Source organism: Streptococcus parasanguinis (assembly GCF_031582885.1).
Classification (GTDB): domain Bacteria; phylum Bacillota; class Bacilli; order Lactobacillales; family Streptococcaceae; genus Streptococcus; species Streptococcus parasanguinis_M.
Genome location: NZ_CP133988.1, coordinates 1,499,340 through 1,513,973, shown reverse-complemented (window position 1 = coordinate 1,513,973; position 14,634 = coordinate 1,499,340). Strand labels below are relative to the sequence as shown.

Here is a 14,634-nt window from a genome sequence, read left to right as displayed (position 1 = left end):
AGTATGCGTAAAGAATTTCTAGTTTACCAAAACAAAGTATACTCTAATTTTGTGAATTATATAAATGATTATATTCTTCTTTCAAAAGATCCGGCAATGTTGAAAGAAGGCTACGTTCCCTATAGTTCCTATGTAGATGATGCCGGAGAAGGCGTATACGGGAAGCTTGTGCCTTATAGTGAGGTTAGTCAGAGGTATTCGGTTTATGATAGTGTCCTATATAAAGGTCAGGAATTTGCAATGGCTGGTCACAAGCGTGGAGATGATGATTTTACAGCACCCGATTCTTATGTGCGAATATTGGTTTCTGATAAAGAATTTTTAAATGAAAACAATATAGCAGATGGTGCGGAATTGATGGATGATAAGTACGGTCTTATCACGTATGCATCAGGAAAAATCCCTGTCAGCGAAGTAACGATTCTACGTCGTAGAAAGGATTTGTCAGTAGACCGAAGGAAGAAAAAATGAAAACAATTTATGTAAGTCAAAAAGACATGTTGGAAATCTTTCAAGATGGTGATAAATATTTCTTGCTTTATCCAACGTTTAATATTACTATGCCAGAAGTTGTTAAAGAAATCCCGAAAGAAGCAGTTGACAGTTATTTGGCAGAAGAGCATACTGGTGAAGAGTAGATGAATTATGCTCATCATGTTTTTGGGAAGTCAAAAAAGCAATATACACAAGATGAATCAAGCAAGCTCTTCATTGAAAAAAATCCGTCTATTATTTTAAAAAACCCAGGAAATACTCGTCGTCTTTTTACAGCAGAGGAATTTAGACAAATTGTCACCAAAGCCATTGTTTCAGAACTGGAAACTAGCGAACTTGACGCTATTGGTATAGTTGATAATCATTTAGAGCTTCTTCTAGTTGATCCAGTTGGCTGGGAGGAAGAGATAGAAGCAGTATATCTGAAAATTTTGCAAGAAAAAATCAACAATTACATTCACTTCCTCGAAAGCAAGCAGTATGTGGAGCAATATGGAGATAAGTTTGATAAAAAAGTCATCCATATCACATTCCAGTATTCCCCATCTGATAACGGATTGGCCTTTCTCGCGGCGGTTCAGAAAGTATTGCAACCAACAGATATGAGTTTGAAGATAGAATTGCCGGAGTAATACCAAGCCCTCGTTTAATCGAAACAGTTTGTGTAAAAAACTAGAGAATTGATTAATAACTAACAATAGATAGGAGTATATGAATCGTATGAAATACCTAAAGTCCCTCAGCTTTCGAACTAAGGCGATTGTGAGTTTGATTTTGCTAGCTCTCTTTGCCTCCTCGGTTTATTCCTACGCCTGGCCTAAATATGTTCAGTGGAAGGAAGACCATGAAGTACAGATTGTTAAAACAAAGGTGGAAAGAATAGAAACTTTTGGATCGCAGAATCGCTATGTTTTTTATAAGACAAGTAGACCTAATGGTTCATATGTTTTATCTAATCATTTTGTTACAAAGAATGCTAAATTTGTAGGCAGAGGATCTAATCAGCCGGTTGAATTATCATTTGATGTCTATGATCTTAATCATTTGAAGAATCCACCGAAAAAGATTGATGTGGTCAAACTTTTACAAACCTATGATCAGAGATACAAACTGGACTTTCAGGCAAGAAGAGGATATTCGGATAATGGTAGAGATTATATGGTTTTTTCTTTGGTAAATAAGGAAAACGATAAAGATAAGAAAGAAGTTGCTTTAGATTTAGAAAGTGAGAAGATTATGCAGGCACTTTCTGAAGATAAGACGGAAACTAAATGGGTCCCCTTTTCGTTTTCTTACACCAATCTAGACGATATAACTACTGAGTATGGTTTTATAAGTTATTATTATTTAGCATATAATGAAGATGATGACGGTAGAAAGGATACTAATCTAAATTTTCTAAAGGAATACCCTAATTACTATAAAGATATGAAAGGGTTAGCTAGAGTAGAAGTTAGACAAGGAGAATACAATAATCCGGAAGCTATTTTCCAAGATATGCGCCATTGGTTTGCGCCAGTTGGTCAGGATAAACTAGATGTTATTGCAACAGATCCAAAGACAAATGAGCAAACTCCGATCAATACGTATCAGGAATACAAGGAGTGGTACGAAACACATCGAGATCACTTATAGTTTTTAGAATTTTAACAGTTAGGACAAAACACATGCAGTTTTATTTTATCGGTGGCCTAGGTGGTAATAGCTACCATCTGGCTCCACTTATTGAAGAGTTAGGCTTTCCTGTGACATTTCTAGATCCCTATAGGGAAATGATTCAGACAGAAAACGATCTTCGTGCTTGGTTTCAAGGTCAGATCAGCCAGACGGAAGAGATCTGTTTATTGGGGCATTCCTTGGGTGGAGATTTAGCTCGTTATCTGGCTGCCGAGTTTCCTCAGATTCGAGCTCTGATTCTCCTGGATGGGGGTTATCTGGATATGGAAAAGATCCTGTCTCTTGAAGAAGAACTAGAAGGAACGGCGTCTTTCATGCAGCAGCAAGTTTTTGCGACTTTAGAAGAAGCTGTGTTATCCGAACTTGGTGATGGAGCAGATCCTACTCCTATAGCGCGAAAAGCGGTAGAGGCTAGCTATTGTTGGAATCCAGCGAGTGAACAATATGTATTAAATCTGGATCTCGAAAAGGTCATGGCTTTATTGCGTCTACGGCGTCAGATCAAGACTTACCAGATTCCACTGGCGGACCTACCTGTCCTCTTTATCGGACCTCGGTACCAAGAAGAACCTGAATGGAGAAAAGAAGCTCTGAAGCAACTAGATCCTCAGATCAAGCAAGTCTTGCTAGAAGGTTTGGGGCACGAACTGTATACAGAGGCTCCTCAAACCATCGCTAAAGAAGTCAACAATTGGCTCCAAAATGTTCATAAATAAAACCTGTTTCTCTTTTTGAAACGGGTTTTTGTCTTGTAATTTCCGAACATTGTTTCCTATAAAATCATTCCCGTTGCATTAGGTCCGTATCTTTGGTATAATCTATCAAGGAAACGTCAAGAGACGTAGCGATGCGCTTGCGCATAGGTAGGTCAGTTTTTAGAAAAGAGATTTTTCAATCTATGTTAAATGAATTTCCTATTTTCGACTATGAAGATATTCAGTTGATTCCCAACAAATGTATCATCAATAGCCGGTCAGAAGCAGATACAACCGTTCAATTTGGAAACCATACCTTCAAGCTTCCAGTCGTTCCTGCCAATATGCAGACAATCTTGGATGAGAATGTAGCAGAGCAGTTGGCGCGTGGTGGTTACTTCTACATCATGCACCGTTTTGATGAAGCGGGTCGGATTCCTTTTGTCAAACGCATGCATGATCAAGGTTTGATCGCTTCCATTTCGGTTGGTGTTAAGGAATACGAATACGACTTTGTGAGTCAATTAAAGGCAGATGCGCCTGAGTACATCACTATTGATATCGCACACGGTCATGCGGATAGTGTCATTCGGATGATTCAACACATCAAGAAAGAATTGCCAGATACCTTTGTCATTGCTGGAAATGTTGGAACACCTGAAGCTGTTCGTGAATTGGAAAATGCGGGAGCTGATGCGACTAAGGTCGGGATCGGCCCTGGTAAGGTTTGTATCACCAAAGTGAAGACTGGATTTGGTACAGGTGGTTGGCAATTGGCTGCTCTTCGCTGGTGCTCAAAAGCAGCGCGTAAGCCAATCATTGCGGATGGTGGTATTCGGACTCATGGTGATATTGCCAAATCGATTCGTTTCGGGGCATCTATGGTCATGATCGGTTCTCTCTTTGCAGGACATATTGAAAGTCCTGGTAAAACAGTAGAGATTGATGGAGAGTCTTTCAAAGAGTACTATGGATCTGCTTCAGAGTACCAAAAAGGCGCTTATAAGAACGTCGAAGGGAAGAAGATTTTATTGCCTGCCAAGGGTCATTTACAAGACACCCTGACAGAAATGGAACAAGATTTGCAAAGTTCGATCTCGTATGCAGGAGGCCGAAAATTAGCAGATTTGAAACACGTTGACTATGTGATCGTTAAGAATTCTATCTGGAATGGCGATGCACACTAATTGAATTACTTATTTATTTCACGAATGGGCGTGATGTTTCTACAAGGTGCCGGAACACCTAACAATAAGTAAGTCGGGATTATTTCTCTTTCTAGAGAGATTTCAAGGCTTGCTTAGCAGGCCTTTTTGTGTTTTGTGAATGAAGTAGAGGATTTTTTAAAAAAGTAGGAGGAAGTATGAAATTACTTGAAGAGCGCATCTTAAAAGATGGCAATGTTTTGGGTGAGAATATCCTCAAGGTGGATTCCTTTTTGACCCACCAAGTGGATTTCAAATTGATGAAAGAAATTGGTCAGACCTTTGCGGACCGGTTCAAAGATGCTGGTGTGACGAAAGTCGTGACCATTGAAGCATCTGGAATCGCACCGGCCCTTTATGTAGCCGAAGCCTTGGATGTTCCCATGATCTTTGCTAAGAAGGCGAAAAACATCACGATGAATGAGGGTATCTTGACGGCTGAGGTTTATTCCTTTACCAAGCAAGTGACCAGCACCGTTTCGATTGCGGGTAAATTCTTGGATCCATCAGATAAGGTTTTGATCATTGACGATTTCCTTGCAAATGGTCAAGCAGCCAAAGGATTGATTCAAATCATCGAACAAGCCGGGGCTCAAGTCGAAGCGATTGGGATCGTGATTGAAAAATCCTTCCAAGATGGACGGGGATTGTTAGAAGAGTTGGGATATCCAGTTGTATCCCTCGCACGTTTGGACCGTTTTGAAAATGGTCAGGTTGTATTCAAGGAGGCAGACATCTAATGCAAAAACAAGAAAGCCATTCACAGGCGGCCATTCTAGGCTTGCAACACCTTTTGGCCATGTATTCGGGATCTATTTTGGTGCCGATCATGATCGCAGGAGCTTTGGGCTATAATGCTCATCAACTAACCTACCTCATCTCTACAGATATCTTCATGTGTGGGGTTGCGACTTTCCTTCAAGTGCAGCTCAATAAATACTTTGGGATCGGTCTTCCGGTAGTCCTTGGGGTTGCCTTCCAGTCTGTGGCACCTCTCAGCATGATCGGGGCTAGCCATGGTAGTGGTGCCATGTTTGGTGCCTTGATTGTCTCAGGGATTTATGTCATCCTTGTCTCTGGTTTCTTCTCTAAGATTGCCAATCTCTTCCCATCTATTGTAACGGGATCCGTTATTACCACCATTGGTTTGACTTTGATTCCAGTAGCGATTGGAAATATGGGAAATAATGCGCCAAAACCAACCGTTCAAAGCTTGATTTTGGCTGTGGTGACCATTCTCATCATTTTAGTCGTTAATATCTATACGACTGGTTTTATTAAATCCATTTCAATTTTGATTGGTTTGATCGTAGGTACTGCCATTGCGGCTTCTATGGGCTTGGTAGACTTCACACCTGTGACGCAAGCACCAGTCGTTCACGTTCCAACACCTTTCTTCTTTGGAGCTCCTAAGTTTGAAATCACCTCCATCTTAATGATGTGTATCATCGCAACAGTTTCTATGGTGGAATCAACAGGTGTCTATCTCGCTCTTTCTGATATTACCAAAGATCCAATTAATAGCACGCGCCTTCGCAATGGGTACCGCGCTGAAGGGTTGGCCGTTCTCCTCGGTGGTATCTTCAACACCTTCCCTTACACTGGATTCTCACAAAACGTTGGCTTGGTGAAATTATCTGGTATCAAGACTCGTCTTCCAATCTACTATGCGGCTGGTTTCCTTGTACTTCTAGGTCTCCTTCCTAAGTTTGGAGCTTTGGCACAAATCATTCCAAGTCCAGTTCTTGGGGGAGCGATGCTAGTCATGTTTGGTTTTGTATCGATTCAAGGGATGCAGATTCTTGCGCGTGTTGATTTTGAACACAATGAGCACAATTTCTTGATCGCTGCTGTATCGATTGCTGCAGGGGTTGGTTTGAACAACAGCACCCTCTTCAATGGCCTTCCAACAGGATTCCAAATGTTCTTTGCGAACGGAATTGTCGTTGCCAGTGTCTTGGCGATCGTTCTCAATGCTATTTTAAACCGCAACAAAAACTAATCTCACATGAACCGGAGGTCCTTGGATCTTCGGTTTTTTTGACTTTTAAAGAAACATATAGTAGAGTGGAAGAGGAGAAAATCTTATTTGATGAGAAGAGAGTTAGAATCATGTATGTAACCTATCACTTTAAAGAGCGCTTGCGCTTGTTTTTGAGTCTATTTTTGCCGATTTTAATCTATCAATTGGCCAATTATTCGGCCAGCTTTGTCGATACAGCCATGACCGGTCAGTACCGGACCCTTGATTTGGCTGGTGTTTCTACAGCTACCAGTCTGTGGAATCCATTTTTTACTTTTCTGACAGGGATTGTCTCTGCGCTGACACCGATTGTTGGGCATCATTTAGGAAAGGGAAATAAAGAACGTATTGCTGGCGATTTTTACCAATTCCTCTATCTGTCATTTGGTATGGCCATTCTCTTAATAGGCTTTGTTTGGGGGATTGCACCCATGATTCTCAAGCAGATCGGCTTAGAAAACGTTGTTGCGCAAATAGCCATTCGCTACTTATATTTCCTTTCTCTAGGAATCTTACCTTTGTTGCTCTTTAGTATCGTGCGGACCTTCCTCGATACCTTGGGCATGACGCGTCTATCCATGTACTTGATGCTCTTGCTTTTGCCTCTCAATGCTTGTTTTAACTATATCCTGATCTATGGAGCATTTGGTTTTCCTGAGATGGGAGGAGCAGGAGCAGGTCTTGGAACCTCTCTGGCCTACTGGGTCTTGTTGGCCATTGCGGTTTTGATCTTGTGCAAACACCCCAAGGTAGCACCTTTCCAATTGTGGAAGCCTCAACCTTATGATTTTAAAGGGATGAAAGAAGTACTGCGCCTTGGGCTTCCAATTGGTGGAATTGTTTTTGCAGAAGTCATCATCTTCTCGCTGGTTGGTTTGTTAATGGCAAAATTCCCATCACTGACCATTGCGAGCCACCAATCGGCCATGAATTTTTCTACCCTGATGTATGCTTTCCCAGTTAGTATCTCCAGTACTATGGCGATTATCGTTTCTTTCGAACTGGGAGCAGGAAGACCAGAAGTGGTCAAACAATATTGCCGTTTGGGACGACTGACAGCCTTTGGCTTTGCCATTGTCACCCTGGTCTTTCTCTATACATTCCGCTTCCAACTAGCAGGGCTATACGGCAAGGATCCAGTCTTTGTGCAACAAACAGCTATTTTCATGACCTATAGCCTCTTTTTCCAAGTAGCCGATACCTTTGCGGCACCCCTACAAGGGATTTTGCGGGGCTATAAGGATACAACCGTTCCATTCTTATTAGGAGTCTTTAGTTATTGGTGTATCTCTATCCCACTAGGGATTTTCCTTGACCATGTGACCAACCTCGGTCCCTATGCTTATTGGATCGGCCTTATTTCTAGCCTTGTCGTGAGTGGAATTTGTTACCAACTTCGGCTCTGGCAGATTGAAAAAAAGCAAACAAACTAAAATGAAGTCTGGGAAACCAGGCTTTTTGTGTACCGTGAATATTATAAATTTTCTGAAAGTTCTTGACAATTGATGTCAAAGTGGTAAGATTAGGAGGTAGAAATGAAGAACTAGAAGGAGAACAAGATGAGAAGTGATATGATCAAAATGGGGATCGACCGAGCACCAGCACGTGGTCTCCTCTATGCAACAGGGCAAGTAAAATCAGCAAAGGATATGCAAAAGCCCTTTATTGCCATTTGTAACTCCTATATTGATATCGTTCCAGGCCATGTTCACCTGCGTGAATTAGCAGATGTTGCCAAGGAAGCTATTCGCGAGGCTGGTGGGATTCCTTTTGAATTTAATACCATCGGTGTCGATGATGGGATTGCGATGGGCCATATCGGGATGCGTTATAGTTTGCCATCTCGTGAGTTGATCGCAGATGCTGCTGAAACGGTCATCAATGCCCACTGGTTTGACGGTGTTTTCTATATTCCCAACTGTGATAAGATTACACCAGGTATGATTTTGGCAGCTATGCGGACCAATGTACCAGCCGTATTTTGTTCTGGTGGACCCATGAAGGGTGGCGTTGACATGACGGGGCATCAAGCGACGCTCTCAAGTTTGTTTGAAGCTGTAGGTACTTATCAAGCTGGTGATATGAGCATGGATGAGCTGGATTTCTTGGAAAAAAATGCCTGTCCAACTTGTGGCTCTTGCTCTGGTATGTTTACTGCCAACTCCATGAACTGTTTGATGGAAGTATTAGGCCTTGCTCTTCCTGGAAATGGTACTATCCTAGCTGTTTCAGATGAACGCCGGGAATTGGTTCGTCAAGCAGCCAAACAATTGGTAGAGAATATTAAAAAGGATATCCGCCCACGGGATATTGTGACCAAAGAAGCCATCGACGATGCTTTTGCGCTCGATATGGCCATGGGTGGTTCTACCAATACTGTGCTTCATACACTCGCTATTGCACGTGAAGCAGGGATTGACTATGATCTCAAAGATATCAACGAAATTGCCAAGAAGACACCTTATCTTTCTAAAATTGCCCCTTCAAGTGTTTACACTATGCATGATGTGCATGAAGCTGGTGGTGTACCAGCCATTATCAATCAGTTGATCAAAAAAGGTGCCATTAAGGGTGATCGTATCACAGTTACTGGTAAAACCTTGAAAGAAAACGTAGCTGGTGCTGAAATCAAAAATGAAGAAATTATCCATCCAATCGAGCATCCGATTTCACCTGTAGGTGGTTTGTCGATCCTCTATGGAAATATCGCTCAGGATGGAGCTGTTATCAAGGTCGGTGGGGTCGATCCATCTGTGACCACTTTCCGTGGTAAAGCTATTTGTTGCGACTCACAAGATCAAGCCCTTGAGTTGATTGACAATGGAACTGTCAAGAAGGGCCATGTCATTGTCATTCGTTACGAGGGTCCTCAGGGTGGTCCTGGTATGCCAGAGATGCTAGCACCAACTTCTAAGATTGTCGGACGCGGTCTTGGTAAAGATGTGGCTCTGATTACGGATGGTCGTTTCTCAGGAGCTACTCGTGGGATTGCTATTGGTCACGTTTCTCCAGAAGCAGCAGAAGGTGGGAATATCGCCTTAATTGAAGATGGGGATGAAATCGTGATTGACCTACCAAATCGTACCCTTGATCTACTTGTCGATGATGCAACTCTTGCTGAACGTCGCAAACATTTGAAACCTTTCAAATCAAAAATTTCCAGCGGTTGGTTACGTCGCTATACAGCCTTTGCCAAATCAGCCAATGTCGGCGGAACCTTGATGAGTGACGAAGAATTCGAAGAACGGAAAGCAGAACGTCAAGCCCAAGAAAAATAAGAAAAAACCTTTCCTGCTATGTGATATCACAAGCAAGAAAGGCTTTTTTAGTGGAACCATTATTTGGTGCGCATTTCACCTTGAGGGAAGTAGGTTCCTTCAGGCATATCGTTAATGATGACGTGAACAGCTGACTGAGGAGCACCAGTATTGCGGACAACAGCTTCGGTTACTTCCTTGGCCAAGGCTTTCTTTTGTTCCAAGGTGCGTCCTTCAAATAGGTCAATTCGTACAAATGGCATATGGCCACCTCCTAAATTTTTTATAGGACTATTTTATCACATTTTGAGATACAAAGCTTAGCAAAATTATGGTAAAATGATAATGAAACACATTTTAGAGAGAACAGAAGGAAAATGGCACAATTATATTATAAATATGGGACCATGAACTCGGGGAAAACCATTGAGATCTTGAAGGTGGCCCATAATTATGAAGAGCAAGGCAAGAGCGTCGTTATCATGACCTCGGCAATCGATACACGAGATGGAGTAGGAGTGGTTTCTAGTCGGATCGGTATGAAACGAGAAGCCGTTGCAATTGAAGACGATACGGATATCTTTGGCTTTATTAAAAACCAAACAATCAAACCTTACTGTGTGTTAATCGATGAAGCTCAATTTTTGAAACGCCACCATGTCTATGACTTGGCAAGAGTCGTTGATGAACTGGATGTGCCGGTCATGGCTTTTGGCCTCAAAAATGATTTCCGAAATGAACTCTTTGAAGGTTCCAAACACCTCCTCTTGTTAGCCGACAAGATCGAGGAGATCAAAACCATCTGCCAATACTGTTCCCGCAAGGCGACCATGGTCTTGCGTACCCAAGCGGGTAAACCTGTCTATGATGGAGAGCAGATCCAGATCGGTGGACACGAGACCTATATCTCCGTTTGCCGCAAACATTATTTTAATCCAGACATACCAACTGAAAGCGTCTAGAACGTTTTAGAGAGGATAATAATGTCTATTTGTTTAAAAGATATTACAATAGAGAATTATTTTGACGTTTTAAATCTAGAAGTTCATCCAAACCAAAGGAATTTTATTGCATCCAATTCCATTAGCTTAGCTGAAGCCTATGTATATGATAAAAATGGTGATTTTATAGCTCCCTTAGCAGTTTATGATAAGGAAGTATTAGTTGGTTTTGTTATGATTGCCTATGACCAGAAAATTGGGATTAGCAAGGGGAATTACTTGTTATTTCGTTTTATGATCGATAAACGATTTCAAGGTTTAGGCTATTTTAAACCGACTATGGATGCAGTCATTGACTTTGTTCGAACAGAGCCAGCTGGAAAAGCAACAAGTCTTTGGTTATCTTATGAACCGGAAAATCATCAAGCGAGATCTTGCTATCTCCATTATGGATTTAAAGAAACTGGCGAAGTCATAGAAAACGAAATTGTAGCAATCTATGATCTAACAACCAAGAATTAAGGAGCAAACATGAATATCTATGATCAACTACAAGCTGTAGAAGACCGATACGAAGAGTTAGGAGAATTACTGAGTGACCCAGATGTGGTCTCTGATACCAAACGCTTTATGGAGCTTTCAAAAGAAGAAGCTTCCACCCGTGACACGGTGACAGCTTACCGTGAGTACAAGCAAGTCCTTCAAAACATTGTTGACGCTGAGGAAATGATCAAGGAAGCAGGCGGAGACGCTGATTTGGAAGAAATGGCCAAGCAAGAGTTAAAAGATGCTAAGGCTGAAAAAGAAGAGTACGAAGAAAAACTGAAGATTTTACTTCTTCCAAAAGATCCAAACGATGACAAGAACATTATCTTGGAAATCCGTGGAGCAGCAGGAGGAGACGAAGCCCAATTGTTTGCTGGCGACCTCTTACAAATGTACCAAAAATACGCGGAAAGCCAAGGCTGGCGCTTTGAAGTCATGGAAGCTTCCTACAATGGCGTTGGTGGGATCAAAGAAGTCGTAGCCATGGTCTCTGGTCAATCTGTTTATTCAAAACTCAAGTATGAATCTGGTGCCCACCGGGTGCAACGGGTTCCTGTGACAGAAAGCCAAGGTCGTGTCCATACCTCTACAGCAACCGTTCTGGTCATGCCAGAAATCGAAGAAGTCGAGTACGACATTGATCCAAAAGACCTTCGGATTGATATCTACCACGCATCTGGTGCGGGTGGACAGAACGTCAATAAGGTCGCAACAGCCGTTCGTATCGTTCACTTGCCAACCAATATCAAGGTCGAGATGCAGGAAGAACGGACGCAACAAAAGAACCGCGAAAAAGCCATGAAGATCATCCGTGCGCGTGTGGCTGACCACTTTGCTCAGATTGCCCAAGACGAGCAAGACGCTGAACGGAAGTCAACCATCGGTACTGGTGATCGTTCAGAGCGGATCCGGACTTACAACTTCCCTCAAAACCGTGTGACCGATCACCGGATTGGCTTGACCCTTCAAAAACTGGATACCATCTTATCTGGTAAATTAGATGAAGTGGTCGATGCTTTGGTCTTGTATGATCAAACACAAAAACTAGAAGAGTTGAACAAATAATGTTGTTGGGACCATTATTAGCCCAGTATGAAGAAGAATTAATAGCCGTTGGAGAGGAAGCAGAAAGCCTCTCCTTCGCGTATCGTGCTTTAAAAAACTGGACTTTTACAGACTTTGTCCTTGCCTTGCAAAAAGAAGTGGAAGTAGAGGATCAGGCCTTGCTTCTATCCATCTTTGAGCAGTTGAAACATCACGTCCCTGCCCAGTATATTATTGGTAGTGCAGAATTCTGTGGCCATGTTTTTACAGTGGATGAGCGCGTGCTGATTCCACGCCCAGAAACAGAGGAGTTGGTGGCTCTAATTCTCGAAGAAAACGATGAGAAAGCCTTACGAGTTCTGGATATTGGTACAGGAAGTGGTGCTATCGCTATTAGCTTAGCCCTTGCTAGACCTACCTGGCAGGTTCAAGCTAGTGATGTCTCAGAAGAGGCATTAGCCCTAGCTCAAGAAAATGCCAAGCAATTAGAAGCTGCCCTTGAATTCAAGTCGTCAGATGTACTGGACGAACTAGAAGGTCCTTATGACCTGATAGTGTCCAACCCTCCCTATATCTCCCGGGATGATGTAGAAGAGGTTGGAGCCAATGTTTTAGCCTCTGAACCCCACTTAGCTCTTTTTGCGGATCGTGATGGATATGCCATCTACGAAAAGATTGCCCAGCAAGCACCAAGTGTTTTAACACCAGACGGAAAGATCTATCTAGAAATTGGCTATAAGCAAGGAGCCAAAGTAAAAGAGCTCTTTCAAGAAGCGTTTCCTGACAAACGCGTTCGAGTTCTGAAAGACCAATTTGGACAAGATAGAATGGTAGTAGTAGACAATGGATCACATTGAGAAAGAATTAGAAGCAGGCCGTGCGGTTATTCTGCCAACTGAAACAGTCTATGGTATTTTCGCTAAAGCTTTGGACCAAGAGGCAGTTGATTATATTTACGAATTAAAACGTAGGCCTAGAGAAAAGGCTCTGAATTTAAATGTAGCCGGTGAAGAAGATGTTCGAATTTATTCGAAAGATCAACCTAGCTATTTAACAAAACTGATTGATTCATTTTTACCAGGGCCTCTCACTATTATTCTTCAGGCAAATGAAAAGGTGCCTGGCTGGATTCATTCAGGCTTGGATACGGTTGGCTTCCGTATTCCGGCTCACCCAAAAACATTGGAATTAATTCGTAAATACGGTCCTTTGGTTGGTCCCTCAGCCAATCTTTCAGGTCATGCAAGTGGAACAAAGTATCAGGCTATTGTAAGCGAGTTTGATCAAGTGGTTCCTGGTATAGAGGATGATGACTTCTTGACTGGACAAGATTCAACTATTTTGGATATCTCTGGTTCCAAGGCCAGGATTTTGCGGCAAGGTTCTATAACGAAAGCTGACTTGCTTGCACAAGTGCCAGAGCTTTCTTTTGAGGAAGATGAACTTCCTCAGTGATAATGTACATAAATAATTTTTTATAAAGGAGTAGACCGATGATTTTTGATAAAGAAGATTACAAAGCTTATGATGCAGACCTATGGAATGCGATCGCTAAAGAGGAAGAGCGTCAACAAAACAATATTGAGTTGATTGCTTCTGAAAATGTTGTCTCTAAGGCAGTGATGGCTGCTCAAGGGTCTATTCTGACAAATAAGTATGCCGAAGGCTATCCTGGCCGTCGTTACTATGGCGGGACAGATGTGGTCGATGTGGTCGAAAGTCTCGCGATTGAACGGGCCAAAGAAATCTTTGGTGCTAAATTTGCCAACGTTCAACCACATTCAGGAAGTCAGGCAAACTGTGCTGCCTATATGGCCTTGATTGAGCCTGGTGATACTGTCATGGGGATGGATTTAGCTGCCGGTGGGCATTTGACGCACGGAGCTTCTGTGAGCTTCTCTGGTCAAACCTATAACTTTGTGTCCTATAGTGTAGATCCTGAAACAGAGCTCTTGGATTTTGATGCCATCCTAAAACAAGCCCAAGAAGTGAAGCCAAAACTCATCGTCGCTGGTGCCTCAGCCTACTCTCATATCATTGATTTCTCTAAATTCCGTGAGATTGCGGATGCAGTAGGAGCAAAGCTCATGGTTGACATGGCCCATATTGCTGGTCTCGTGGCAGCGGGTCTCCATCCAAGTCCAGTTCCTTATGCCCATATCACGACTACGACTACTCACAAGACCCTTCGTGGCCCTCGTGGAGGCCTGATCTTGACTAATGATGAGGAGTTAGCTAAGAAAATTAATTCAGCTATCTTCCCTGGTATTCAAGGAGGACCGTTGGAGCATGTCATTGCAGCCAAAGCTGTCGCTTTTAAAGAAGCGCTGGATCCTGCCTTTAAAGAGTATGCAGCTAACGTGATTAAGAACAGTCAGGCCATGGCTGATGTCTTCTTGCAAGATCCTGATTTCCGTGTCATTTCAGGCGGAACAGAGAACCACCTTTTCCTTGTCGACGTCACTAAAGTCGTTGAAAATGGGAAAGTGGCGCAAAACTTGTTGGATGAAGTCAATATCACCCTCAACAAGAACTCTATTCCTTATGAAACCTTGTCTCCATTTAAGACCAGTGGGATTCGGATTGGTGCAGCTGCCATCACCGCTCGTGGTTTTGGTGAAAAAGAAAGTCGCACCGTTGCTGAACTGATGATCAAAGCGCTGAAGAATGCGGACAATCAAGAAGTATTAGACAAAGTGCGTAGCCAAGTTAAAGCCTTGACAGACGCCTTTCCACTTTACGAGGACTAAA

15 protein-coding genes, 1 pseudogene and 1 riboswitch are annotated in these 14,634 nt (G+C 42.4%); of the genes and pseudogenes, 15 read left to right on the top strand and 1 reads right to left on the bottom strand.

Annotated features, from left to right (window positions below; genetic code table 11):
• The first annotated feature begins 3 nt into the window (after positions 1-3).
• The 9 genes and pseudogenes from RDV49_RS07150 to ilvD all read left to right on the top strand — a co-directional run bounded on the left by RDV49_RS07150 (position 4) and on the right by ilvD (position 9,373).
• The gene (locus RDV49_RS07150; RefSeq protein WP_003007254.1) at positions 4-471 is read left to right on the top strand and encodes a UCP033725 family protein; all 468 of its coding nucleotides are present in this window, start codon (positions 4-6) and stop codon (positions 469-471) included.
• Positions 468-1,127: pseudogene (locus RDV49_RS07145) on the top strand (DUF6572 domain-containing protein). The gene RDV49_RS07150 and the pseudogene RDV49_RS07145 overlap by 4 nt, the downstream one beginning before the upstream one ends.
• A 79-nt stretch (positions 1,128-1,206) precedes the next feature.
• A complete protein-coding gene (locus RDV49_RS07140) occupies positions 1,207-2,130 on the top strand; it encodes a hypothetical protein (RefSeq protein ID WP_003007260.1) in 924 nt (307 codons plus the stop codon).
• A gap of 32 nt (positions 2,131-2,162) precedes the next feature.
• On the top strand, positions 2,163-2,888 hold the full coding sequence (locus RDV49_RS07135) for an alpha/beta fold hydrolase (RefSeq protein WP_003007262.1): 726 nt from the start codon (positions 2,163-2,165) through the stop codon (positions 2,886-2,888).
• 182 nt (positions 2,889-3,070) lie between these two features.
• Positions 3,071-4,054, top strand: a complete 984-nt coding sequence (gene guaC, locus RDV49_RS07130; RefSeq protein WP_037607889.1) for a GMP reductase — start codon at positions 3,071-3,073, stop codon at positions 4,052-4,054.
• Positions 4,044-4,139, top strand: a riboswitch (purine riboswitch). (Overlaps the previous gene by 11 nt.)
• A 91-nt stretch (positions 4,140-4,230) precedes the next feature.
• Positions 4,231-4,812, top strand: coding sequence for a xanthine phosphoribosyltransferase (locus RDV49_RS07125; protein ID WP_003001484.1), 582 nt, complete (start codon positions 4,231-4,233; stop codon positions 4,810-4,812).
• On the top strand, positions 4,812-6,074 hold the full coding sequence (locus RDV49_RS07120) for a nucleobase:cation symporter-2 family protein (RefSeq protein ID WP_003001507.1): 1,263 nt from the start codon (positions 4,812-4,814) through the stop codon (positions 6,072-6,074). The genes RDV49_RS07125 and RDV49_RS07120 overlap by 1 nt, the downstream gene beginning before the upstream one ends.
• A gap of 110 nt (positions 6,075-6,184) precedes the next feature.
• Positions 6,185-7,528 (top strand): MATE family efflux transporter, encoded by a 1,344-nt coding sequence (locus tag RDV49_RS07115; protein ID WP_037607892.1) that lies wholly within the window; start codon positions 6,185-6,187, stop codon positions 7,526-7,528.
• Between the two features lie 126 nt (positions 7,529-7,654).
• Positions 7,655-9,373 (top strand): dihydroxy-acid dehydratase, encoded by a 1,719-nt coding sequence (gene ilvD / locus RDV49_RS07110; protein ID WP_003007268.1) that lies wholly within the window; start codon positions 7,655-7,657, stop codon positions 9,371-9,373.
• A gap of 59 nt (positions 9,374-9,432) precedes the next feature.
• On the opposite strand, the gene RDV49_RS07105 is transcribed toward ilvD, so the two are convergent.
• A complete protein-coding gene (locus RDV49_RS07105) occupies positions 9,433-9,615 on the bottom strand; it encodes a 4-oxalocrotonate tautomerase (protein ID WP_001117401.1) in 183 nt (60 codons plus the stop codon).
• A 114-nt stretch (positions 9,616-9,729) separates the two neighbouring features.
• Between RDV49_RS07105 and RDV49_RS07100 the strand changes: the two genes are divergently transcribed.
• From RDV49_RS07100 to glyA, 6 genes are read left to right on the top strand one after another with little or no spacing between them, the layout of a single operon-like run.
• Entirely contained in the window at positions 9,730-10,314 is a 585-nt protein-coding gene (locus tag RDV49_RS07100) for a thymidine kinase (protein WP_003007269.1), read from the top strand.
• Between the two features lie 21 nt (positions 10,315-10,335).
• Entirely contained in the window at positions 10,336-10,815 is a 480-nt protein-coding gene (locus tag RDV49_RS07095; RefSeq protein ID WP_003007272.1) for a GNAT family N-acetyltransferase, read from the top strand.
• A 9-nt stretch (positions 10,816-10,824) separates the two neighbouring features.
• Positions 10,825-11,904 carry a peptide chain release factor 1 gene (gene prfA, locus RDV49_RS07090; RefSeq protein ID WP_003007273.1) on the top strand — a complete coding sequence of 360 codons (1,080 nt, stop codon included), beginning with the start codon at positions 10,825-10,827 and terminating at the stop codon, positions 11,902-11,904.
• Positions 11,904-12,740, top strand: coding sequence for a peptide chain release factor N(5)-glutamine methyltransferase (prmC, locus tag RDV49_RS07085; RefSeq protein WP_003007276.1), 837 nt, complete (start codon positions 11,904-11,906; stop codon positions 12,738-12,740). The genes prfA and prmC overlap by 1 nt, the downstream gene beginning before the upstream one ends.
• Positions 12,727-13,338, top strand: a complete 612-nt coding sequence (locus tag RDV49_RS07080; protein WP_003007278.1) for an L-threonylcarbamoyladenylate synthase — start codon at positions 12,727-12,729, stop codon at positions 13,336-13,338. Before prmC ends, RDV49_RS07080 begins: the two co-directional genes overlap by 14 nt.
• Before the next feature lie 38 nt (positions 13,339-13,376).
• Positions 13,377-14,633: a serine hydroxymethyltransferase gene (gene glyA, locus RDV49_RS07075; protein ID WP_003007280.1), complete on the top strand. Its 1,257-nt coding sequence runs from the start codon at positions 13,377-13,379 to the stop codon at positions 14,631-14,633.
• Position 14,634: the final 1 nt, after the last annotated feature.

What these genes read in the sequence shown, in the direction of transcription:
- RDV49_RS07150 (WP_003007254.1), top strand. Translation starts at nt 4, where the DNA reads ATGCGTAAAGAATTTCTAGTTTACCAAAACAAAGTATACTCTAATTTT.
- RDV49_RS07140 (WP_003007260.1), top strand. Translation starts at nt 1,207, where the DNA reads ATGAATCGTATGAAATACCTAAAGTCCCTCAGCTTTCGAACTAAGGCG.
- RDV49_RS07135 (WP_003007262.1), top strand. Translation starts at nt 2,163, where the DNA reads ATGCAGTTTTATTTTATCGGTGGCCTAGGTGGTAATAGCTACCATCTG.
- guaC (WP_037607889.1), top strand. Translation starts at nt 3,071, where the DNA reads ATGTTAAATGAATTTCCTATTTTCGACTATGAAGATATTCAGTTGATT.
- RDV49_RS07125 (WP_003001484.1), top strand. Translation starts at nt 4,231, where the DNA reads ATGAAATTACTTGAAGAGCGCATCTTAAAAGATGGCAATGTTTTGGGT.
- RDV49_RS07120 (WP_003001507.1), top strand. Translation starts at nt 4,812, where the DNA reads ATGCAAAAACAAGAAAGCCATTCACAGGCGGCCATTCTAGGCTTGCAA.
- RDV49_RS07115 (WP_037607892.1), top strand. Translation starts at nt 6,185, where the DNA reads ATGTATGTAACCTATCACTTTAAAGAGCGCTTGCGCTTGTTTTTGAGT.
- ilvD (WP_003007268.1), top strand. Translation starts at nt 7,655, where the DNA reads ATGAGAAGTGATATGATCAAAATGGGGATCGACCGAGCACCAGCACGT.
- RDV49_RS07105 (WP_001117401.1), bottom strand. Translation starts at nt 9,615, where the DNA reads ATGCCATTTGTACGAATTGACCTATTTGAAGGACGCACCTTGGAACAA.
- RDV49_RS07100 (WP_003007269.1), top strand. Translation starts at nt 9,730, where the DNA reads ATGGCACAATTATATTATAAATATGGGACCATGAACTCGGGGAAAACC.
- RDV49_RS07095 (WP_003007272.1), top strand. Translation starts at nt 10,336, where the DNA reads ATGTCTATTTGTTTAAAAGATATTACAATAGAGAATTATTTTGACGTT.
- prfA (WP_003007273.1), top strand. Translation starts at nt 10,825, where the DNA reads ATGAATATCTATGATCAACTACAAGCTGTAGAAGACCGATACGAAGAG.
- prmC (WP_003007276.1), top strand. Translation starts at nt 11,904, where the DNA reads ATGTTGTTGGGACCATTATTAGCCCAGTATGAAGAAGAATTAATAGCC.
- RDV49_RS07080 (WP_003007278.1), top strand. Translation starts at nt 12,727, where the DNA reads ATGGATCACATTGAGAAAGAATTAGAAGCAGGCCGTGCGGTTATTCTG.
- glyA (WP_003007280.1), top strand. Translation starts at nt 13,377, where the DNA reads ATGATTTTTGATAAAGAAGATTACAAAGCTTATGATGCAGACCTATGG.